Origin of the sequence: Bacillus sp. T17B1 (genome assembly GCF_026796395.1) — a bacterium.
GTDB lineage: Bacteria > Bacillota > Bacilli > Bacillales > Bacillaceae > Bacillus > Bacillus spizizenii_A.
Window position 1 is genome coordinate 24126 of the sequence record NZ_JALAYA010000003.1, and the last position, 21699, is coordinate 45824.

The 21699-nt window shown below is 43.8% G+C and carries 18 protein-coding genes and 2 pseudogenes; 4 read left to right on the top strand and 16 right to left on the bottom strand.

The annotated features are described in order from the left end of the window. The first annotated feature begins 105 nt into the window (after positions 1-105). Positions 106-471: a hypothetical protein gene (locus tag MOF34_RS02175; RefSeq protein WP_019715557.1), complete on the top strand. Its 366-nt coding sequence runs from the start codon at positions 106-108 to the stop codon at positions 469-471. On the opposite strand, the gene pdeH is transcribed toward MOF34_RS02175, so the two are convergent. The 7 genes from pdeH to MOF34_RS02210 all read right to left on the bottom strand — a co-directional run bounded on the left by pdeH (position 447) and on the right by MOF34_RS02210 (position 6127). Beyond that, positions 447-1676, bottom strand: a complete 1230-nt coding sequence (gene pdeH, locus MOF34_RS02180; RefSeq protein ID WP_268398268.1) for a cyclic di-GMP phosphodiesterase — start codon at positions 1674-1676, stop codon at positions 447-449. The two genes, MOF34_RS02175 and pdeH, sit on opposite strands and share 25 nt — an antisense overlap. Before the next feature lie 132 nt (positions 1677-1808). Continuing rightward, a complete protein-coding gene (locus MOF34_RS02185; protein ID WP_019715559.1) occupies positions 1809-3281 on the bottom strand; it encodes a nicotinate phosphoribosyltransferase in 1473 nt (490 codons plus the stop codon). A gap of 16 nt (positions 3282-3297) precedes the next feature. After that, the gene (locus MOF34_RS02190) at positions 3298-3849 is read right to left on the bottom strand and encodes a cysteine hydrolase family protein (protein WP_019715560.1); all 552 of its coding nucleotides are present in this window, start codon (positions 3847-3849) and stop codon (positions 3298-3300) included. Between the two features lie 96 nt (positions 3850-3945). Next, positions 3946-4344 carry a YueI family protein gene (locus tag MOF34_RS02195; RefSeq protein WP_019715561.1) on the bottom strand — a complete coding sequence of 133 codons (399 nt, stop codon included), beginning with the start codon at positions 4342-4344 and terminating at the stop codon, positions 3946-3948. Between the two features lie 71 nt (positions 4345-4415). Beyond that, the gene (locus MOF34_RS02200) at positions 4416-4664 is read right to left on the bottom strand and encodes a YueH family protein (RefSeq protein ID WP_014114991.1); all 249 of its coding nucleotides are present in this window, start codon (positions 4662-4664) and stop codon (positions 4416-4418) included. Between the two features lie 72 nt (positions 4665-4736). After that, positions 4737-4958: a spore germination protein gene (locus tag MOF34_RS02205; protein ID WP_268398269.1), complete on the bottom strand. Its 222-nt coding sequence runs from the start codon at positions 4956-4958 to the stop codon at positions 4737-4739. A 59-nt stretch (positions 4959-5017) separates the two neighbouring features. After that, positions 5018-6127 (bottom strand): AI-2E family transporter, encoded by a 1110-nt coding sequence (locus tag MOF34_RS02210; RefSeq protein ID WP_268398270.1) that lies wholly within the window; start codon positions 6125-6127, stop codon positions 5018-5020. 114 nt (positions 6128-6241) lie between these two features. On the opposite strand from MOF34_RS02210, the pseudogene MOF34_RS02215 reads away from it, so the two are divergent. Next, a pseudogene (locus tag MOF34_RS02215) lies at positions 6242-6602 on the top strand (DUF2283 domain-containing protein). A gap of 40 nt (positions 6603-6642) precedes the next feature. Here the strand turns inward: MOF34_RS02215 and MOF34_RS02220 are convergent. The 9 genes from MOF34_RS02220 to MOF34_RS02260 all read right to left on the bottom strand — a co-directional run bounded on the left by MOF34_RS02220 (position 6643) and on the right by MOF34_RS02260 (position 18743). Continuing rightward, complete coding sequence (locus MOF34_RS02220) at positions 6643-6879, bottom strand: YuzF family protein (protein WP_268398271.1); 237 nt, start codon at positions 6877-6879, stop codon at positions 6643-6645. 187 nt (positions 6880-7066) lie between these two features. Beyond that, positions 7067-7597: an HD domain-containing protein gene (locus tag MOF34_RS02225; RefSeq protein ID WP_019715566.1), complete on the bottom strand. Its 531-nt coding sequence runs from the start codon at positions 7595-7597 to the stop codon at positions 7067-7069. Positions 7598-7793: 196 nt separating this feature from the next. Beyond that, positions 7794-8525 carry a (S)-benzoin forming benzil reductase gene (locus MOF34_RS02230; protein ID WP_268398272.1) on the bottom strand — a complete coding sequence of 244 codons (732 nt, stop codon included), beginning with the start codon at positions 8523-8525 and terminating at the stop codon, positions 7794-7796. Positions 8526-8591: 66 nt separating this feature from the next. Further along, the gene (gene essA / locus MOF34_RS02235; RefSeq protein ID WP_080010352.1) at positions 8592-9047 is read right to left on the bottom strand and encodes a type VII secretion protein EssA; all 456 of its coding nucleotides are present in this window, start codon (positions 9045-9047) and stop codon (positions 8592-8594) included. Between the two features lie 31 nt (positions 9048-9078). After that, entirely contained in the window at positions 9079-12258 is a 3180-nt protein-coding gene (gene esaA / locus MOF34_RS02240; RefSeq protein WP_268398273.1) for a type VII secretion protein EsaA, read from the bottom strand. Next, the gene (gene essC / locus MOF34_RS02245) at positions 12255-16742 is read right to left on the bottom strand and encodes a type VII secretion protein EssC (protein WP_268398274.1); all 4488 of its coding nucleotides are present in this window, start codon (positions 16740-16742) and stop codon (positions 12255-12257) included. Before essC ends, esaA begins: the two co-directional genes overlap by 4 nt. A 60-nt stretch (positions 16743-16802) precedes the next feature. After that, on the bottom strand, positions 16803-18125 hold the full coding sequence (gene essB, locus MOF34_RS02250) for a type VII secretion protein EssB (protein WP_268398277.1): 1323 nt from the start codon (positions 18123-18125) through the stop codon (positions 16803-16805). Between the two features lie 14 nt (positions 18126-18139). Then, positions 18140-18379 carry an ESX secretion system protein YukD gene (gene yukD, locus MOF34_RS02255; protein WP_268394952.1) on the bottom strand — a complete coding sequence of 80 codons (240 nt, stop codon included), beginning with the start codon at positions 18377-18379 and terminating at the stop codon, positions 18140-18142. Positions 18380-18449: 70 nt separating this feature from the next. Next, positions 18450-18743: a WXG100 family type VII secretion target gene (locus MOF34_RS02260; RefSeq protein ID WP_003220661.1), complete on the bottom strand. Its 294-nt coding sequence runs from the start codon at positions 18741-18743 to the stop codon at positions 18450-18452. Positions 18744-19186: 443 nt separating this feature from the next. Here MOF34_RS02260 and adeR point away from each other — a divergent pair. Together adeR and ald are read left to right on the top strand one after the other, a co-directional pair. Then, positions 19187-20453: pseudogene (adeR, locus tag MOF34_RS02265) on the top strand (sporulation transcriptional activator AdeR). A 101-nt stretch (positions 20454-20554) separates the two neighbouring features. Beyond that, entirely contained in the window at positions 20555-21691 is a 1137-nt protein-coding gene (gene ald / locus MOF34_RS02270) for an alanine dehydrogenase (RefSeq protein ID WP_019715574.1), read from the top strand. The last annotated feature ends 8 nt before the right edge of the window (positions 21692-21699 follow it).

Below are 21699 nucleotides of genomic sequence, written 5' to 3' on the forward strand. Positions count from 1 at the left end.
ACCGAAAAAGACCGCAACGCTAAAGTTGTGGCCTTTTCGCTTTGTCATATTCAGCAATTAGGGCTCTATACATATAGAAACATCCCTTTTGTGTGAGGTGCTCCCATGAGTTATTGTTATCCTTGGTTTTACGCCTATCCGTATGAGATTCGTCGCCCTCAGGCTTCTGCCAATACAGATTTCTTTATCCGTTCAGCAAGGGAGGCGTCAGGGCTGTTCGCCGATGCCCAGCTTGTTCTCAACCGCATTGCGGGCTCGCGGGAGCTCTCGCACCGCATTCTGACCGCAGCCGAGCAATCAGACAAACAATCTGTAAAGCGCCTGATTAAACAAATGGGCGTACGGCATGAAGTGGATACGGTCTTTAATCCCGACGGCATCTACATCAGCCTCATCGGGACGCAAAGCCGAATGATTCTTGCTTTGCGGTGGTCAGATGCCCGCAATCATTTTGCGTCCATTAGATTATGACACCACTCCAGAGCTTCAAGATAACATTCATACGCTTCTTCTTTGTCCAGTTCTTTGCCTAATTCTGTGCAAGTGTCCCAGTTGTTGCTTTCAATACATTTCACAAGCTCAAGCATTTGGTAGTAGTCGTTTTGATGGCCTAATAACGCTTGCCCGACTTCATCTTTTAAAGGCAATTCTTGAATAATCTCCTCTAGTTCTCGGTGCAGCAGGGTGTCTATAAGAGAAAACATTCCAATCAGCATATAAGAGGCAGGCTGCGGCCGGGCTGTTTTTCTTGCCAGCAGCTCACAAAGCTTTGCTCTCATCAAAGAAATCTTAATGATTTCGTGCTTGCTGGAATGCCCTTTACTGCTTAAATCCTTAAAGGAAAGAATGTATATCCACCGTTTGATTTCATTAAACCCAAGCAGCATAATGGCCTGTTGAATACTTTCAATTTTCTGGATCAAACGGCTGTGGGATGAGTTTAAAAATTTTAAGACTTGATAGGACAGTGATAAATCCCGCTCTATGTATTCGGTCACATGCTTTATGTTAGGCTGTTCTTTGCTCAATTCGTTAAGCAGTTCATAGTAAGAATAGAAGTGAGTCGACAGATCATGCCCGCTGATGATGCGCGGTTCGCTGAAAAAGTAGCCCTGGAATAATTGAAAGCCGTCTTGTGCCGCTTGTTTATATTCTTTTCGGGTCTCTACTTTTTCCGCTAAAAAAATCAAGCCTCTGCAGCCGTAGGTTTGCAAAATTTTTCTGCGTTCCATTCGTGTTGTTTTGAGAAAATCAATTTTCAATATATCAATATAGCTCATGAGCTCTTCCAGTAAGCCTTCATTTTGCGGGTTTATCGCATAAAAATCGTCAAGTGCCAGCATATACCCCATTTTTTTCAATTCTTTGCATCTGGAGACGAGGGCCGGCGTGATTGGTATATCTTCAAGGATTTCAATGACAAGCTGTTTCGGGTTGAAGGAGGTGGGAAGGTTCGATAACATCAAGCTTTCCGTAAAATTAACAAAACAGCGTTTCCCTTCCGTCAGCTTCTCAATTCCGATGTTTAAAAAGCTGTTGATTACTAAATCTGTTGTTGCCTGATCGCCGTCTTTCGCGCTATATACATTTTCTTCGCTTTCTCTATACAGCAGCTCATAAGCAACAACCTGTTCTTTTCTATTAAAAATAGGCTGTCTTGCAACAAACACCCTCATTGATTTTCCCCCTTACAATACGCGCAGCTTTCACCCCTTAAGTATATCAAATAATTTGACGAAAATTGTCTAATCATGAAAATTAATATATTCAAAAAGAAACTGGCCCTTCGAAGCGAAAGGCCAGTTTCTTTATTCTTCCTCAAGCTCTTCATCAAGCCTGCTTTTTACTTCATGAATCCGCTGCATTTTATTGCTCCAGCAGTCCTCGCTTAAATCAACCGGATATTCTTCCGGCTTGCTGATTCTCTTATATTCCTCCCACAGCTGGCTGAGGTTATCCTGCACATACTGCTGTATGTCTGAGATCTCAGGATTTTGGTAGCAAAGAATGCCCTTTTCAAAAATCAGCTCATGAAGATCCTTCGCATAAAAATTTGTGACAAATTTGCTGATAAATGTATGAACCGGGTGGAACATTCTGAGCCGCTTCTGATCATTTACCTGTTCATCATAAAGCGCAATATAGTCACCTTCAGAATGATGATTGGACTGATTGATAATGCGGTACACTTTTTTTCTGCCCGGTGTTGTCACTTTTTCAGGATTGGAGGAAATTTTGATCGTATCGACCAATTTCCCGTCTTCTTCAATGGCAACGAGTTTGTAAACCGCGCCGAGAGCCGGCTGGTCATAGGCCGTGATCAGCTTCGTACCGACACCCCAAACATCAATGCGCGCCCCTTGAGCCTTTAAATTCATAATGGTATGCTCATCCAAATCACTTGAAGCAATGACTTTCGCATCTGTAAATCCTGCTTCATCAAGCATTTTCCGGGCTTTTTTTGACAGGTACGCCAAATCGCCGCTGTCCAGGCGAATGCCGATGAAGTTGATGCGGTCTCCGAATTCCTTGGCCACTTTAATCGCATTCGGCATGCCTGAACGAAGTGTGTCATACGTGTCAACTAAGAAGACGCAATCCTTATGCGTTTCCGCGTATTTTTTGAAAGCGGTATATTCATCGCGGTAAGCCTGCACAAGCGCATGCGCATGCGTGCCGGATACTGGAATATTAAAGCGCTTTCCAGCTCTTACATTGCTTGTCGCGCTGAATCCGCCGATTAAGGCTGCTCTCGCTCCCCACATGGCTGCATCCATTTCATGCGCCCGTCTTGTTCCGAATTCAAGCGCGACTTCATCGCCGATGACGCCTTTAATCCGGGCAGCCTTTGTTGCAATTAATGTTTGGTAGTTCACAATGTTGAGCAAAGCCGTTTCAATCAGCTGCGCTTCTACAAGGGGGGCTTCCACCCTCATAATCGGCTCATTGTTAAATACGAGCTCTCCTTCTTTCATGGAGTAAAGTGAGCCTGTAAAAGTCAAACCACGCAAATATTCAATAAAATCTTCATGATACCCGAGTTCTTCCTGTAAATAATTCAGGTCACTATCCGTAAACTTGAAGTTTTCCAGATATTCGATGGCTTTTTCCAAGCCTGCAAATACCGCATAACCATTTTCAAACGGAAGCCTTCTGAAAAAAAGCTCAAAAATGGCTTTCTTTTCATGAATGCCGTCTCTCCAGTAAGTTTCTGCCATATTGATTTGATAAAGGTCTGTATGTAATGACAGGCTGTCATCTTTAAAACCATACTCTAACACTGTTTTTTCCCCTTCCTTACTCTGCCACTTGCGCTCCGATGCTGTTTGCAAAATGGGTAAGAGCCCACGTGTGCCCCTCCTGATTAAAGCTGGCAACAGCCTGTTTGTGCACAACAATCCGAAAACCTTTGTTGTAAGCGTCAACCGCTGTATGCAACACACAAATATCTGTGCAGACACCGGCAAGATGCAATTCGTCAATCTGCCGCTCTCTGAGTTTGAGCTCTAAATCAGTTCCCGCAAAAGCAGAATATCTCGTTTTTTCCATGTAGTAAACATTTGGTTGATGTTCATGTTTCTGATATAGAGGCAAAAGCTTTCCGTACAGATCTTTTCCATCCGTGCCTTTGATATTATGCGGAGGGAAAAGACGGGTTTCAGGGTGATATTGATCCCCTTCATCATGAGAATCTACTGCTAATACGACGTAATCACCATTTGTGATGAATTCTTCAGTCAAATTGACGATCGCCTCTTCAATCATTCTGCCGGGCTCCCCGCAGGTCAATTTTCCGTCACTCGCCACAAAATCATTCGTATAATCAATACAAATAAGTGCTTTTTTCATAGCCTGCCTCCCCGCCATCAGTATGAGAACATTATATCTTATCTCCAGTTGCAAGTGAATTGCCATGAATAAAAAGACAAACGGTCCGTTTGTCTCTTAAGGTTTCAGCACTGACCGGTTAAAAATGTCGTCCTGAATATATATCAATTCACGATTCACAGCGATGTCAGCCGCAATGACAAGGCCTAAAGGCGTATGAAACTGTAGATCAGATACGATCTTGAAGTGCACTCCGTTCCGGTTCGCCATTTGGATATAGGGAGAGTACGATTGATACTGAAGCTCTCCATTAATCAAAAGGGTTATGTTTTTGCTGTTTTTCAGCGCCTGCTCCGCTTCTTTATAGGGTTTGCTTCTGAGCACCTGCCCTTTTGTCAATGCCAAAAGCACTCTTTCCCTTAATGAGCCTAAAAACAAATGGCGCTCATCTGGCTTTGTCTCCAAGGGCCCGTACATTCCTTGCTGCAAATAGAGATCTATTTTTTCATCACTCAAAAGCTTGTCCTCCCGTCTTGTTTGTCTTCATTATCACCTGATCAGGCAGGAGCTAAACTCTCAAGGGCGGTTTACATTTCTGTTACCCAATGAATAATTTTTTTGGCCAGCTCACCAGCCGGTTCTTCCTCTGTATGCCGGCGCAAAGAAGCTTCCAGCCGTTCAGGCAGAGATGCTTTATCTTCTTCATAAGAAATGATCGTACTCCACTCCAGCTGCGGAACCGCTACCAGCGTTCGCAGTTCTTTTCTGTTTTCATGCAGATACACGTCCGTGATCATTCCGGTTTGCGTATTGATATTCGCTTTTCTGATTTTCATAACATGACCTCTCTATTCAAAGACTACCCATATTATACAATAAAAAAGCAACAGCCTCTCCTGAAAAGGCTGTTACTCGTTAAACGAAACGGTTTCATCAATAATATCGGAATCATTGAAATTCGTTTTGCTATGTTCATTATTGACCTTCATATAATCACCTAATTGAAACGCACCCGATCCTGCGCCTGTGTGATCAACGCTCTTTGGCGAAATCGCAAACACATCCCCAAAGCTGGCCGCTGCATCACCTGATATTGACATAATATAAATCGGACCTACAATCGCAGGCATTTCCCCACCTCCGCATTGATTTACAGCATCATATGCAAAGAGGCGCAAATGGTGCCCGCCTATTCAGCGGACTTGGCGTTTTCTTCAAGGCGTGACCGCTGGCGCAGCTTGAACAAGCGGACAATATTCAGGAAGAATGCCTTCACTACCGCGTAGACCGGCACAGCTAAAATCATGCCGAGAATGCCGCCAAAGCTTCCCGCTCCGATCAACAGCAAAATAATCGTAAGCGGATGCGTATTCAGCCGCTTTCCGATTACAAGAGGAGACAGCAGGTTCCCGTCGAGCTGCTGAACGATGACAATAACAATAATCGCAAACAGCGCTTTGGCCGGAGAGTCCATAAAACCAACAATGACAGCCGGAGCAGCACCGAGGAAAGGCCCGACATAAGGAATGATATTGGTAATCGCCATGACAATCCCAAGAATCAAGGCATACGGCAGCCCAGCAATTAAGTAGCCGATAAAACATGCTGTTCCGACAAAAAGACAGATCAACAGCTGTCCCTGAAAATAAGCCGCCAGCGTATCGGATAAATCTTTAAAAATCTTTAAGCCTTCTGTCCGATAAGAAGCCGGGAGAATTTTTACCGCTAGATGCGGAAAGCGATGTCCGTCTTTCAGCATATAAAAAAGGATAAATGGAACAGTGATAATAACAAGTGTGATGTTTGTCACGACACCAAACACCGCAGATAAACTGGACGTGATATTTTGCGGCAGGTTTTGGAGAAAGCTTGTCAACGACTGTTCAATTTTTGATATCGATACATAATCCTGATTCATCATCCAGGTAAACCATTGGGAATGGGACAAATCTTTTGTCAGCGACTGAATCTGTTTTATATAATCAGGAAGATTGTTAAACAGCCCGGTCACTTGCGATGTTATGATAGGCCCGACTGACGCTGAAACGAAGGCCAGCAAACCGATAAATAGTAAATAGATCAATAGAATGGATAATGTCCGCGGAATTTTTTTCTCAAGCAGGCGGACGACCGGATTAAAAATGAAATACAAAATTCCCGCAATCAGCATCGGGAAAAACAATGTTGAGATAAAAACAATAAACGGCTGAAATACAAATGAAACCTTTGTTGCTACGTAAATAATCAGCAAAACAAATAAAATTTGCAATGTCCAAAAATGGACTTTTGATTTCAACAAGCTTTGTTCCTCCTAGTTTTTCTTTGTCTGTCAGATAAAAGGGCTTATACCCCATCATTGTAACAAAAATGAACTCATATCAGAACTCTTAATATAATGAAAGGAGTGTTGATGATGAAAGCAGTGACATATGATAAAGATTCAGAATTGGCTTATATCTATGTTCTTCCTCCAAAAAAGAGCAGGAATGTACGGTCTGAGGAGCTTAGAGTCAATGATTGTATCCTGCTGGATATCAGCCAAGACGGCAAAATCGCCGAATTCGAATGTTGTGGTGAGGCAGCACTGCTCTGTGCCCATTTGCCGGGAAATCCCGGCTATATGTAAAAGATTCAGATGGTTCAGTCCGTTCCAGCTATACAGTGTACGGCGTCACTTTTTGTTTTTCAGATGGTGATTACAAAGAATTTGCCGTGTTGACCTTGACGATATAATGTATCATAGTGCTTTTTTACAGCGCTTAACAGAAAAATAGGACGTCTCGGTGTACGCCTATTTTTCATGCGCAAGCACTGTTAAACCCGCTCACTGTAATCTGGCGTGATGGAAATCATGTGCTGAATTCTGATCAAACAAACAGAATCTCGGGCTCCTTCAATGGTGATATGGTCAGGTTTTACATCGATCAGTCTGCCTCTGACCGTATCTCGTACTGTTTGTATCACGAACCTTGAGCCGATGAGCTTTTTAATGGTCTGATAGACATAAGGATCGACTAAAGAGACCAGTTGCGGACTACCTTGGTTGACCATACTTCAATCCCCTTTTGATGTTTTATCTCAGTTTATGCCGCAATTATGGATAATGACACAGGCTTACCTGATAAAACCAGGAACGCGGGGATTTTAGGAGAATATGTTGGGAAGCGGTTGTAAAGGAAATGGTGATGAAGCGGAGACAGCGAAGAAAGCTGGCGCTGTTCCGTGAAAAAAGCGGGACTTATACAGGCTTTGTCATGGATGCCTGGGCTTGGTCGATTAATCGGTCCAGCTTTTCTATTTTTTTACGTGCAGTTGAAGGATCAATTTGGCGATAATGATGGTGGCCTCCCGGCTCTTCATCAAGTTCGTCCGCTTTTTTGACAATCTGCTGCAGTGTGTTTTTATCTAATTCGCCTTCAGGTAAATAGGAATCGGTATGAAGCAAAATGGCAAGGGCAATCTCTTTTGCCGCTTTCGGTTCCTCGCCAAGCCGAATCAGAAGCTTATGAGCCCGTTCCGCCCCTTTAATGGCATGAATGTCATTTCTTTTGTATTTCTCATAATCCCACTTTCCGTCTGTATACCATTCATAATGGCCGATATCATGCAACAGCGCCGCTTTTGCAGCTAAATCAGGGTTGATGTCATTCTTTATAGACAGCCTGTACGCATGGTAAGCGCAGGCAATCGCATGTGCCACGCCGGAACGCTGTAAATATTTTTGTGCAATTGGATGGGTGAAAACATCCATTAATGTAACCTTTCTCATGGAAACCCCTCCTTTAGATATTTTTAGAATGCTAACATAATTTGCAGAGAAACTCAATTCTTATGTCACATCATTTTGTCTTTTAATCATCATTGTTATACCCTAAAAGCAGAGTTTCAGTCAGTATATGCGGCTACTCAACAGAATGCGAGGGCGATAGACTTTTTTATAAAAAAAAGAGCAGAAAATATCTGCTCTACAAAAACTCTTTAATATCGTAAATGCGTCCGTTTTCTGTCCCTTTTTCTAATAAAGAAAGCAGTGTGCCGGCAATAAAGGACGGACTGCGAAGGCTTCCTGTTTCATTTAATTTCCGGAAACGTTCAATGTCGTGGAAATCCTTTTTCGATGAAGAACGGATGACAGCTTGCATCTCAGTGTCCATCACACCTGGTGAGAAGGAAATCATGTTCACTGGCAGTTCTTCATCCTCTTGTTCAAATCCAAATGTCCTCGTAAACATGTCGAGACCGGCTTTTGAGCTGCAATACGCGCTCCATCCCTTATATGGATTTTTGGCGGCGCCTGACGTAATGTTGACAACCGTCTTTTGGCCGCTGTATAATGCTAACCTTTTTGTAAACAGCTGACTCAAAAGGACGGGCGCTGTCAAGTTCAGTTGATAATGGCGCTGAAGCTCGTCAAGAGACGCTTCGCCGGCGCGTTTGATCGGCGTTACCATTCCGGCGTTATTGATCAGGGTAATACCTGAATAACGATCTGGATTAATGGATGAAAGCAATGTTTCAAATTGCTGTTCAGCTTCTGTGAGATTAATGAGGTCTATTTGATGCTGCGTCAGTTTTTCGTGTGAGACATCCGCTTTTGTTCTGGATAAGGCATGGACTTCATGGCCCTTCTCTAAAGCCTGTAATGCAATGGCTTCTCCCAGTCCTTTTGACGCTCCGGTGATGATATAAAGTTCCATTAGAAACAACCTCCTCCTTCCATTCCTATTGTACGGTACCGCTTTAGCACAACACAAGCACAGGGCCTATGCCTTTTTGTTCTCCTGCGCTGTGACTTTTGGGATGAGGAACACAATGCCTGCAATTCCGAGCAGGATCAGCACAACATAGATAATCGGAAGCAGTAACGAAGATGTACCTTGTCCTTCTTCTGTTTCTGGGGATGACGTCTTTTTCATTGGTTTTTCAGCAAACGTAATCCCGAGCTGTTTCGACTGGGCCGCAATCGTGTTGGATTCCTCGGGATTTGTTGATGTAAACAAATTTTTTATCAGCTCGGCGTCCTTGTCCTCGGGTTTATCAAAAGTGAAATTCTTCTGTTCCTCAGGCAGTTCTACTTTCTCTTCATAGTAGGTATCTTCATGCAAATAATTCGTATCGATTTCAATGTCTTTTTTTTCATATTGGTTTGGCGCGACATCTGTATTTTCCTCGGTTTCGGCAGCGGCGGCAGAGGGTATGAAAAGGGAAAAGGAGAGCATACACATCATGATCCCCTTTTCCATGCTGCGATTACGCTTCATACGTTTCATCGCTTTCTGCTGTGTGTTCGGCCATCATCCGGATAATCAGCGGCAAAGCCGCGGCAATTACCGCAATGATCAGCAGAACCGTTATTCCCATTGTAAACAAGTGTCCTGTACCGTACTGGATGTCGATATATACTTTCGAAACCGGATCTTCAAATGTAAAGTTCGGCATGATCAAATCAATAAGCGGTGCGACATAGAATAGAATCATTGCCGCTGAAGCGATCCACCCAGGGATTGAACCGAATCTGAATGCTGTCCGGATGAAGGCAGAGCTTGCGACCAGCAATAGAATCGTAAACACCGACCACTTAATCGTCTGATCGTCCGGCAGTGAATAAATATTCAAACCGAACAAGCTGATCATGAGTCCGACAAGGATATTCAGAATTCCGAATAGCGCTCCTTTTACGAGAAGCGGCGCATTTTGATAATACGAGCTGAAATAGCCGATTAACAGGCTGCTGATCAACACAATGACAAGGATGACAACCGGCGGTACCGTCTGAATTTTTTCTTCCGGAACCTCTCCGCTGATTTTAAGCGGATTTGCCAAGTAATCATATACATAGCCGTTGTTTTGGCCGTCTACTAATGTATTTCCGAGTATGCCGTATACGTCATTGCGTACGAGTTTCGTGGAAGCGACATTTTTCCCCCAGTTGTTGTTTAAGGTGTCAGCTTTCGCCTGAACATCATTGACGCTTTGCTGCATATTCGTCGTGTAATCAATAATGCCTGATTGGCGATCAGACAATGACCCCATCATGTCTGACATTTGCAGCACTTCCTGGCCGACTGTATCTTGGATACTCAGTGCCATTGTGCCAGACAGCCCGTCGTTACTGAACGTCGCTGCTTCTTGTGTTGTGCCCGTTACGAGCTGTTCTGTCGCTTTTGCGGCACTTTCAGAGATGTTCGTCAGTTCCTCGAGAACACCTGCTTGAGAGTCACGGATGAAGCCGCTGTAGTCCTCTGTAAATTTAGTCATGCCGTCGATAAAGCTGTTAATGTCTTCATCGGTTTGCATCGTGTTGTTTTTGAGTTCTTCCCAGCTTGCTGATTCTGCTGGTGAGAGAGCCAGGACTGATTTGACGTTGCCCTGCTGGCCTTCAATAGCGTTGGCTTTTGCAGTGCTGTAAATCGTTCCAGATAATAAAGAGTCATAAACAGATAAATATCTATAGTATCTCATTAAATAAGAAATATTTTCTGATTTAATGGACTTTATAAAACCAAGTTGATTCTTCGCTTCTAAATCGTAAATAGCTCTATAGATACCATCATTAAATACTTTTTCATGCTCTGATTTCAATTTAGCTTTTAATTCTTTTACCTGGTCTTTGAGTTCCCCTACTTCACCCTCAAGCTCCTTAATTCGTGCTTTCAATGCTTCAAGTTTCTGATTGAGCTCTTCATTATGTTTTTCTTCTTTTTCTTTTATTTCCTGTTCAATTTGCTTGATTCGCTCAGACACTTTGTTGAGCTGTTCTTTCGTTTTTTCAATATCAGAAATGTCGTCATTTCCTGTTTGGTCTTTATCCTCAGGCTGAGTCGTGCCGCCGTCTCCTCCGGTATCTCCTGACTCTCCAGTTCCGCCTTCATTTGCCAGCTTGATAAATTGAAGGGCTGAGTCAGATGAAGCAGTCTGTTCGGCAGATGTGCCCGTTTCGGTTTGTCCGCTGTCTGACGCACCATTAGAGGCATCACCGTTCTGCTCCTGACCGTCTGTTCCCTGCTGGTCACGATCCTGAGTATCGCCGTCCGTTTGTCCTTCAGTCCCGGTATCACTATTGTTATCATTGTTTCCGGTGTCTCCCTGTGTATCATCGGGAATTGTGTTGTTTCCATCATCAGGTTTGTCAGGGTTGTCAGTGGACGGGTCCTCTGGCGTCGGTTCCTCTTTTTCAGGTTCCTTTAGATTGTCTGAAATATCCTTAATGTCAGCTGCGATGTTTTTCAGTTCTTCACGCTGTTTTTCAAGATCGATTCTTAATTCTTCAGGGTCTTCTTCCTTAGAATCTTGATCATCATTCTCAGATTCATCTTGGTCTAGATCGTCTCCAAAAGTAATTGGTTCGCGTGCTTCAACCAGAAGTCCGTACACTTGTTTCAAAACATTTCTTTTATACTCATCGAGAAGATCACTTTGAATCTTCGCCATACCCATTTCCTGCATTGACACTTGATCTTGCCTTGACTTTTTAGCATTGTCCAACGCGAGGCTTGTCAGACCTATTTGCGTCTTCGCTTGGCTAATCCCAGTTGCCAGTCCGCTCATGCGTTCGCTGAACTGATTCGCCTTTTGCTGTGCTTGGATGGCATCCAGACCTGTGTGAATTTGCTGCTGAGTGGCATCTTGGGCTGTCAAAAGCAGTTTTTTCTGATTTTCTTGATATTCTTTGTACCTTTCAACGGTATCAACGAATTCTTTCAGCGTGTTTTTGGCTTCTTCCGCTGTTGAAGCTTTTTCTTTTGTCGTGCTTTGCGCTTCATTCATTGATTTCTTCAGCTCATCGATTAAGTCTTTTTGCTGTTTGATTTCACCTGCTAAATCATTTGAGCTAGGTTTGTAAAAGTTGTACATGACATTCTGGAATTCAGATTCTTTGTTGACGATATTGTCAAATTCTCCTCTGATGCTGTCTACTTTTTGTGACACAAAATTCCAATATAAGGCCGACATTTTACTGTTCATATTCTTTTGCGCATCCTCGAGCTCACGCTGCACTTTTTCTTTGTTGACCGCATTCAGGTTATCTTGAATGCTGAATTCGAGCGTTGCTTTTTGAGGATGGTCTTTGTCATAGCTCAGAATGTTTTTTGAGAAATCTGAGGGAATGTAGACAATCGCATCGTATTTTTTTGATGCGAGACCAGTCTCGGCCGCGCTTCGGTTTACGACTGTCCATGAATAATTGGGACGTTCACCCAGAACGGTCGCTACTTCCTTGCCGAACTGGGCGGATTTGTCCTCTTCATCAGACTTCACTTCTTCGCTCAATACGCCTGTGTCTTCATTCACCACCGCGATTTGCCGCGTTGAATTCGCTACTTTTTTCGCCGGGTCTTCCCCGATAAAGCGGAAAAACAAAACCGGCAGCAGCAAAATGATGATGACGGCGGATATTAACTTGATCAAGCTTTTTCGTTGTTCTGTCATCTAGCACTCTCCCTTTCAGCAGAACATAAAGGAATTTGAACTTTTTGCTCCTTCCCGTTTTCCACAACATATCCGAAGCCCGGCTGAATCTCAGGCTCCTGTCTTTGGTACGGGAGAGGAATGACATTTTGCTCAGATTTTTTCATCAGCACAATCGCATGGCGAATTTGCTTCATCTCTGTCGTCAAGGAGTCATAGCCTTTTGAGAATTCGCTGTGATTTCCGCCCGGGATAAAACTGAACCCAAGATGCGCATAGGATTTCATGAAGTTTGCCAGACGGTCTTGTATTCTCGTATCAATCGTCTGCTGGAATCTCGTAATCCCGTCAATCATCAGCACCACTTGTGAGAATCGCAGATTTTGCGCATCTCCCTGGCGGACGGCTTCTACATACATGGCTTCTCTTGTTTTGAAAATATCTTCTGCTGTTTCGATCCACTGCTCAATATCATCTTTTGTTTCCAGATATGCGACATCTGTTTCTTTTGCATATTTGGATAAACCGCGGTCGATCGAGTCAAACAAACCAATCATTTCCGTTTCATCATCAAGCAGATGCTCGAGCATCACTTTTAAGACGTTTGTTTTTCCTCGCTGTGTCTGTCCTAAAATTAGGCAGTGCTTGTGCTTGCCTAAATCAAAATAGACTGGGCTGACTGTTTCTTCATGAAGCCCGATCGGTACTGATAAAGGCTTGCGTTCCAGCTTGAAGCGGAGAGAAAATTCTCTCGTCGACAGGCTCTCAGGCAGCATTGGAATCGGTGCCGGCTGCTCCATTGAAGCAAAGCGCTCCTGAAGTTGCTGAACGTCAGATTTCAGCCCGTTGAACATGCTGATATCATCATCAGCGTCAACAGGGAGGAACATTTGCGCGAAATAAAGCTCTTCCTTTTGAATGATGACGCGCCCCGGAATCGGTTCAAGGCTGAACTTCGGCCTTCCGTAAATGGAATATCCTTCAGATTGATCCATGAGATAATGGACAACCTTTGTTTTCAGGTTATTTAATAATGACTGGCGGACCGCATTAACCCGCGTTGCTGTCAGCATGAAGTAAATGCCCAAGCTCTGCCCGTCTCTGGAAAGCTGGACAAATTCCGATTCAAGCTCATGCATCTCATCCTTAACGATATCAAAGTTGTCGATTGTGATGAAAATGAACGGAAGCTCTTCTTCGCTCAGCGCATTATACATTTTGATGTGGCTGATTTCTTTTTCCCTGAACAGACGTTTACGGCGGTCAATTTCTTCTTTAATTCGAATCATGAACTTTTCAATTTTTCTTGATTGGTCCATCAGGAAGTAATCCGCGGTATGCGGGAGCTTCGCTAATGGCAGAAGCGTTCCGTTACCGAAATCAAAGATATAGACATGAAGCTCTTCAGGTGTATATATATCCGCAAAGCTCATCAGGAACGTTGCGGCTGCAATTGATTTTCCGTAGCCGGAAGAGCCGAATATGCCTATATTTCCGTCTTCCATCATCTTATAAGCAATCGGCGCCTGTCTCTGCAGATCTGGTTCATCGACATACGCGAAGTGGAAGTGATCTTTTTCGTCCGATGGGAAGAGAGTGCGCGGAATACGTTCCGCGAGCGGCGGTAGCCAAGGGCTTGGCAGCTTCTCAATCATCATTTCATCTTGGATCCGTTCAATTTCGTCAACTATAGCTTCTATTTCTGTTTGAACGTCTTTTTTCGCGATATCTTCGGTATCCACTTCAGAAAGCGGGATCAGGCCCGTATCCGTGACAATCGCAATTTCATCCTCTGTTCCGTAGACTTCCTCTAAGTAAGGCGCCCCGCTCCAGGCGGATTGGAACAGCTCATACACTTCATTATTGCCGACCTGCAAATAACCGCGTCCTGTCACGGTAATGTTTGCGGCATCGCTGTTTTTCAAAATTTCTTTACTGTCGGTGGCATCCTGAACCTTCAGCGCTACTTTAAAGCGCGAGTTACTCCAGATCTGGTCGTCAATGATACCGCCCGGCTTCTGTGTTGCCAAAATCAAATGAACGCCGAGGCTCCGCCCAATACGCGCGGCACTGACAAGCTCCCTGATAAAATCAGGCTCCTCGCTTTTGAGCTCAGCGAACTCATCAGAAATTAAGAACAAGTGAGGCATCGCCACTTCTGCTTTGCCCTGCTTGTACAGCTTTGTATAGTCATTGATGTGATTGACTTGATACTGATCAAACAGGCGCTGCCTTTTTTTCAACTCACTTTTAATGGAAGCTAGCGCACGCATACTGAAGTTTTTGCTGCCTTCAATATTCGTGATTGTGCCGAGCAAATGAGGAATGTTGCGAAACGGCTGCGCCATCCCTCCGCCTTTATAGTCAATTAATAAGAAAGCCGCCTCATGCGGGTGAAAATGCACCGCAAGTGACAGGATGTAAGTCTGGAGAAATTCACTTTTCCCAGACCCCGTTGTCCCCGCAAGCAACCCGTGCGGGCCGTGAGCTTTTTCATGAAGGTTCAGATACACAATGTCATCTTTTCCCTTATAGCCGATCGGCACTGACAGCGACTTCGACGATTCACTCGTCAGCCATCTTTGCTGAATGCCGATTTCTTTTACTTCCTTCGCATGGAAAAGCTCCAAGAACGATACCGTTTCCGGAATGGAATTGGTAATGCCGACCTGATGATTCAGCGTCCGCAGTGTGCGTGAGAACCGTTCATTGTCCCCGCGTTGGTGATGGTCGAGGCGGAACGGAATTCTTACCGCTTTTTTCTTCTGTATTAAAATGTCGCCTTCATGCTCATTGATGTAGCGGACAAGGGTCGTAATATTTTCCGACAAGCTTTCCTTTGTTTCTGCGGCCACAATTGTAGAGATGCCCAGATGCTCATGCTGCCCTTCTAAATATTCGAGAATGACGTGCTCTGAGATCAGTTGCTGATTCGTGATGATAAATACAAAATGCGGTTTGAACTGCAATTTTTCTTTGTCATCTTCGAGATCTCGCTCTCTGATTAATTCATAAAGTGAAGACAGGAGCTGATCTCGGGTTTGCTCATTATATATAAAACCTTTCGCATAAATATGGGGCATTTGAAATTGCGGAAGCCACTTCATCCACTCCCAGTCTTTATACTCTTCTTCATGAAAAATAAAAACGAAACGCAGATCGTGATAGCTATTGAAGAACGCTAGCTGTCCGATCAGCTGGTGAACCTCATTCTTAACAATCTGAGATTTCCCGACAAGGCCCATCGGCCCCTCCGCCAAATCCACCGTAACCGGCGCATTGCGGATGTCCTTATAGACACGCTGCATGTGCTGCGATTTCTCCATAAGGTCATCAATATCACGATTGGCCAAGTCTCCGCCGCTCATATTGATTTCATAGCTTGAAGGGACTGTTCCTGTCCCCAGCCGCAGCTGGAGATAATCCTTGCTTTCAAGCGACTTTTCCCAGATCCGGTCACTGATTTCACTTGTTAGGTATTTCATTTGTTCGAACGAAGGGAAGTGAAATTCAAGTACCTGCTTTTGCTTTTCAGCTAGCGCCTGAAGCTCTTTCCGCTTATTATCTAGGTAAAGCTTATATACGCGCTCCCGTTTTTCCTCGCGTTTTTTCCGCTGGTTTTTATCCCGGAAATATTGCACCGTCGAGGTAATGAGGGTCATCATAAACATCGCCAAAGAAACGAGTATAAATATGCCGCGCGGCTGGATGATGGCGACCACGCCCATCACGATCAGCATGACGAGCGGCGGCAGAATGACGAGCCACAGCCCTCTGTTGGTTTGATCGCTCTCCTGAGAGGGAAAACTGAAAGAAACGCGGTCATCCGGCAAATCGTACACCATCCGCGGTGTTCTTCTGTACTGCGGATATTTTTTCTGCATCTCTGTGCTTGGTTTGACCGTTTCTGTTAATGCTGTTTCAAACGGTGCAAAATGAACAATTTCTAAAAGGTCTTGTTCCGTCACTCTCATTTGCGTAAAGTTCCAGAACATTTCATCCCCCGGCTGGAGCGGTGTATTGGCGATGATCTTCTCTCCGTTCAAGAAAATCGTCCCGCTTTCAGGATGAACCGACCACCTTTCGCCGACACGAAGCAAAGAAAACGTGCTTTGATCAGCAAAAGCAAAATCTTGCGGATTCAAATAAATATCTGCATTTGTTTTTTCAGAAGAGCATATGATTTCATCCCGATCCCCCGTAAAATAAACGGATTTCTCAGGCTCACTGCCCATCAAGATCAAGTGTATACTCTGCTGATCCGTTCGGAGGGTAAATGATGTACCCGGCTCAATCGTGCCAAGACAATCATTTCCCTGGAAAACTTCGTATTGGCCGCCGGATTCCTTTCTTTGAAGAGAAATCATTCCGCTTTCAAACGGAATGGTGCCGATCGTAACGGAATCCTTCACATCAGGCCCTATGGTCACCGGATGGGACGCCGGGAGGTCAGACAGTTTCAATTTTTGAACGTTATTTTGGTAGAAAACCCATAATAGACTCAAATGGCGAACCCCCTAACGGCCGACTGGCAGCATGCGATGACCTGCGCTTCATATCTCACGTTATTTGTCATCTTTTTTCTCATCTTTCTTTTCTGTTTCTTTTTCTTTCTTCGCTTGTTCTTCTTTTTTCGCTTTTTCTTCTGCTGCTTTCTCTTCAGTCTCTTCAGCTTGTTGTTTCTCTTCCGTTGTATCAGTTGTTGAAGACTCAGTATTCGATTCTTTTTCCTGTTCAGCGTTAGCTTTATTCACTTTATCAAGTTCGCTGTCAACAGAATCAAGTTCTTTTTGAGTTGCTTCATCATTACTATCCTCAGCTAAGAGCTGCTGCTTGTATTTATAAAGGCCAAGCCAAATGTATGGGTTATACTCGAGCTTATGTCCAATACTGATCGCTTCTTTATAATCCCCTCTACCAATATCAATCCAATAAAGGAAATGCTGCGGCTCAGATTGCAATGTCACTAGCTTCTCAATATTATCCCGTTGGTAATCTAAAAGCTGTTTTTCAACTTCTACATAGGAATAAGCAAGCTGATACTGCACCGATTCAGGCAGGCTTTCCGCATCGTACTTAGACAGTCTGCTGATAACCTCACTGTACTGCTTATTTAGGAAAGCGCGGTTGCTGTCTACTATCGCCTGGTGCTTTGGCTGTGCGAAAAATAATGAATACATCGAATAAATAAGAGCGGGTACTAGCAAAACAATGAGCCCCAGGCCGATATATCGCTGGATGTTCCATTTCTTTCTCGGGATATGTATGTATGTTTTCGCTTTAGCTTCGAGCTCATCGATATGGGTTTGAATCAGTTCGAGCAGTTCATCATAGGACGCTGCATCCAATATCTCCTTAGCCTCTGCGGAAAACGTCAGCGTTTCATTAAATTTCAGGTAGTCTTCAAAATTAAAAGCGCCGTCAACTGCCAAAGCCGCTGCCGCTTTCAGCTCCCCCCACACTCTTTCCTCATCATGCTCGTAAGGAGGAATGCTTTCTTTTACTCCATAATGGAGAAAATAAGGCGTTAGGCCTTTATCAAATACAATGTTTTCAGGAGCGACAATCAAATTCAGCCTCGACAGATTGTGCTGCTGTACAGCTTGAACAAGCTGATAGGCAAACTGCCATTTGCTTTTTTTATCTTTAGCCTTTATTACGCGGAATGCTTTATAGGAGGGAGGAGGTTGGATTGTGATGATCACTTCATCATCCGTCACATCGATCTCTTTTTGAAAAAATGGATTTACATCTTTGATCACGTTGGCTTCGAGACCGTCCAGAAGCTTTATTTTTTCCCGTTGAAAGGTAAATGTATAGCCGGCATCTGTTTTCTCGGCAACGGCTTCTAATTGGTTTTCTAAATATGATTTTTGTTTACCTGACATTCAACCAGATCCTTTCATAATATTTCAAGCCGGTCTCCGTTTGTAATGCCGCAATCAGACAGCTTGCATTCTCCGGAAAACGCCTTATCCTTATTAACCACTCTGATCCAGTGCCCTTCGCGCGGAGGTATAGCGACGCTTTGAGCCTGCCAAGCAATATCAATTACTTTTTTCACCGGGTGGTAATCTGACAGCCTGAGATCAAAGACACTGCCGTTATAATGTTTCAAATCTATTGTAATATCAATATACATTTTAGGATCACCCTTACATAGAAAGAGCGCCGTCTTCTCGTGAATCAGGCGCTCCTTCCCTTTCATACTGTTATCCGCGGATTTGATTTGCGATGTCTTGGTCAGTAGACTCAAGTGTATTTGCTGTTTGATCAAGCTGTTGATTCACATCTTGAAGCAAATCTGACATTTTGATAAATGAAGGTTTGAGCTGCTCGTATTGATCTGCGAACGCTTCGCTTGAAGCACCTTCCCACATGCTTTTCAAATCAGAGATCATGCGATTTAAACGATCAACCTGATTTAATACTTCTTGGCTTTCAACGCCGTATTGCTTCGCCATCGCTCTTAGCTCTTCGGGTGTGACACGAATTAATCCTGCCATATTCCTCATTACCTCCTGTGCCATCAGCCTAAATATGGGCTAATTCACTTATTTTTAGAACGTCATTATTATAAAAACAGTTTTTCGGCACAGTCAAACAAATATGTTTTAATTTTACAAAATGAGTCCAATGGTTTATCCCAACTCACTTAAAAATGACATATATTGTTAAACAAGTAGGTTTATTTTCTTAATCTCTTCTTCATTCTCCGAATAACCCAAAAGACCCAAATGATTCGCCAACTCCAAAAAAAACCTTTCAGAAAATTTGATGCTACAGCACCATTTCTGAAAGGTTCAGTTTTTTCTTTCTTAATCAGTCTTGCCCCAAATCATATATTAAAATGTTCTTTCAATATGCTATGTATCTGTTTTTTTAGCTTCCTCTCTTTGTTGTTGATTTTCCCAAACAACAACAATCATAATAAAAGGAAGGGGATGAGATGTCAAAGAAAAATCGCATGAAAAGTAGGGAGATTTATGACTATGCCGAATGATCCGTTTAAATACAGTTTTGACAGACTTGAAGATGTAGCTGATCATATCAGCGATGTTCTGCGGTGCCCGATCACCATAGAGGATGTTAACCACAAGCTGCTTGCCTACAGCACTCACAGCGACTGCACAGATCCTGCCCGAACGTCTACAATCATTGGCAGAAGGGTGCCTGAGAAGGTCATTAACAAGTTGTGGAAAGACGGGACAATTCCAGCTCTTTTAAAAACGGACCAGCCGATCAGGGTAAAGCAAATAGATGAAGTTGGACTAAGCAACCGCGTTGCCATTTCCATATGGAAAAACAACCAAGTGCTTGGCTTCATATGGGCGCTTGAGATCCAAAAAACTTTGTCTGACGATGATCTAATGACATTGCAGATGGCGACAAAAGCAGTAAAAAACAAGCTTCTCAAACTCCAAATCAGAAAAACGAAAAATGAAGAACGCAGCCAAGAGTTTTTCTGGAAAATGCTGACTGGCCACATTTATCAGGAGCATGACATGGCGGATGGCTTCCACAAACTTGGAATGGCCGCCCCTTCTGAGTTTTCCGTTATGATCATCCGGATAAACGGCGAGCTGACTGAAAAAATCGAACAGCAGCTGCAATATTTACAGGAAACGACCCAGCAGGTTCACGTGCTGCTGACAACCGTAGATTCAAATGAACTCATTATTTTAACCGCCCCTAAAACAGATCACCCTTTTCAAGATTTAAAGCAGTTTGCTTTAAGTACGCAAAAACAGTTGAAAGAACGTTATAAAATAGAAGACGTTTCTATTGCTTTTGGCGGAATATACCATTCTATTTCTTTTGTCTCCCGCTCCTATCAGGAGGCACTGTCTGTCTTAAAAGCAAAGGAACGTTTCGCAGAAGAGACAAAACATCTTTTCAGTTTTTCTGAGTTAGGCATTTATCAATACCTGGATATCTTGGATGAAAAACGGAAACAGACTGGATATTTTAATTATTCGCTTTCCAAACTGGAACAGTATGATCGGGATCATCAGTCAAATATGGTAGAAACGCTAGAGCGTTTTATTGAAGCAGACAGCAACGTGAATACAGCCTCCAAGATGTTAAATATACACGTTAATACGTTGAATTACCGTCTCAAGCGCATCAGCCAGATTGCTGAAATCGATTTAAAAAATGTGAATCAAAAGTTCACCATCTATTTAGATATCAAGCTTCGGCACCTGGATTTGTGAAATTTCACAAATCCAGGTTTTTTTATTTTCTTTTTCAAACAAAGAATTTTCATAAGAATCAAGCTACACTAAATACATCACAGATACAGGAGGAGACAAATATGATCATAGGGGTTCCTAAAGAGATAAAAAACAATGAAAACCGCGTTGCATTAACACCCGGAGGCGTTTCTCAGCTCATTTCAAACGGCCATCGGGTGCTGGTTGAAACAGGCGCGGGCCTTGGAAGCGGATTTGAAAATGAAGCCTATGAGTCAGCAGGAGCGGAGATTATTGCTGACCCGAAACAGGTATGGGACGCCGAAATGGTCATGAAGGTCAAAGAACCGCTGCCGGAAGAATATGTCTACTTCCGCGAAGGGCTTGTGCTGTTTACGTACCTTCATTTAGCAGCTGAGCCTAAGCTGACACAGGCCTTGAAAGATAAAGGAGTTACGGCGATCGCATATGAAACGGTTAGTGACGGCCGGACATTGCCGCTTCTGACGCCGATGTCAGAGGTTGCAGGCAGAATGGCAGCGCAAATCGGAGCGCAGTTTTTAGAGAAACCTAAAGGCGGAAAAGGCATTCTGCTTGCCGGAGTGCCAGGCGTTTCCCGCGGAAAAGTAACGATTATCGGAGGAGGCGTAGTCGGCACAAACGCGGCGAAAATGGCTGTCGGCCTCGGGGCAGACGTGACCATCATCGACTTAAACGCAGACCGTCTGCGCCAGCTTGATGACATCTTCGGCCATCAGATTAAAACGTTAATTTCTAATCCGGTCAATATTGCAGATGCTGTGGCAGAAGCGGATCTTCTCATTTGCGCGGTCTTAATTCCGGGGGCTAAAGCTCCGACTCTTGTGACCGAGGAAATGGTCAAACAAATGAAACCGGGTTCAGTGATTGTCGATGTTGCGATCGACCAAGGCGGCATCGTCGAAACTGTCGACCATATTACTACACATGATCAGCCGACATATGAAAAACACGGCGTTGTCCACTACGCTGTGGCGAACATGCCGGGCGCTGTCCCTCGTACATCAACAATCGCCCTGACTAACGTTACTGTTCCATACGCGCTGCAAATCGCTAACAAAGGAGCAGCAAAAGCGCTTGCAGACAATGCGGCACTGAGAGCTGGTTTAAACACAGCAAACGGACACGTGACCTATGAAGCTGTGGCAAAGGATTTAGGATATGAGTATGTTCCTGCCGAGAAAGCTTTAGAGGATGAGTCATCTGTGGCGGGTGCTTAATGACATCG

Excerpts from the sequence above, each read along its gene's own strand:
- MOF34_RS02175 (WP_019715557.1), top strand. The coding sequence starts at position 106 with ATGAGTTATTGTTATCCTTGGTTTTACGCCTATCCGTATGAGATTCGT.
- pdeH (WP_268398268.1), bottom strand. The coding sequence starts at position 1,676 with ATGAGGGTGTTTGTTGCAAGACAGCCTATTTTTAATAGAAAAGAACAG.
- MOF34_RS02190 (WP_019715560.1), bottom strand. The coding sequence starts at position 3,849 with ATGAAAAAAGCACTTATTTGTATTGATTATACGAATGATTTTGTGGCG.
- MOF34_RS02200 (WP_014114991.1), bottom strand. The coding sequence starts at position 4,664 with ATGAAAATCAGAAAAGCGAATATCAATACGCAAACCGGAATGATCACG.
- MOF34_RS02205 (WP_268398269.1), bottom strand. The coding sequence starts at position 4,958 with ATGCCTGCGATTGTAGGTCCGATTTATATTATGTCAATATCAGGTGAT.
- MOF34_RS02220 (WP_268398271.1), bottom strand. The coding sequence starts at position 6,879 with ATGGTCAACCAAGGTAGTCCGCAACTGGTCTCTTTAGTCGATCCTTAT.
- MOF34_RS02225 (WP_019715566.1), bottom strand. The coding sequence starts at position 7,597 with ATGAGAAAGGTTACATTAATGGATGTTTTCACCCATCCAATTGCACAA.
- MOF34_RS02230 (WP_268398272.1), bottom strand. The coding sequence starts at position 8,525 with ATGGAACTTTATATCATCACCGGAGCGTCAAAAGGACTGGGAGAAGCC.
- essA (WP_080010352.1), bottom strand. The coding sequence starts at position 9,047 with ATGCTCTCCTTTTCCCTTTTCATACCCTCTGCCGCCGCTGCCGAAACC.
- esaA (WP_268398273.1), bottom strand. The coding sequence starts at position 12,258 with ATGACAGAACAACGAAAAAGCTTGATCAAGTTAATATCCGCCGTCATC.
- essB (WP_268398277.1), bottom strand. The coding sequence starts at position 18,125 with ATGTCAGGTAAACAAAAATCATATTTAGAAAACCAATTAGAAGCCGTT.
- yukD (WP_268394952.1), bottom strand. The coding sequence starts at position 18,379 with ATGTATATTGATATTACAATAGATTTGAAACATTATAACGGCAGTGTC.
- MOF34_RS02260 (WP_003220661.1), bottom strand. The coding sequence starts at position 18,743 with ATGGCAGGATTAATTCGTGTCACACCCGAAGAGCTAAGAGCGATGGCG.
- ald (WP_019715574.1), top strand. The coding sequence starts at position 20,555 with ATGATCATAGGGGTTCCTAAAGAGATAAAAAACAATGAAAACCGCGTT.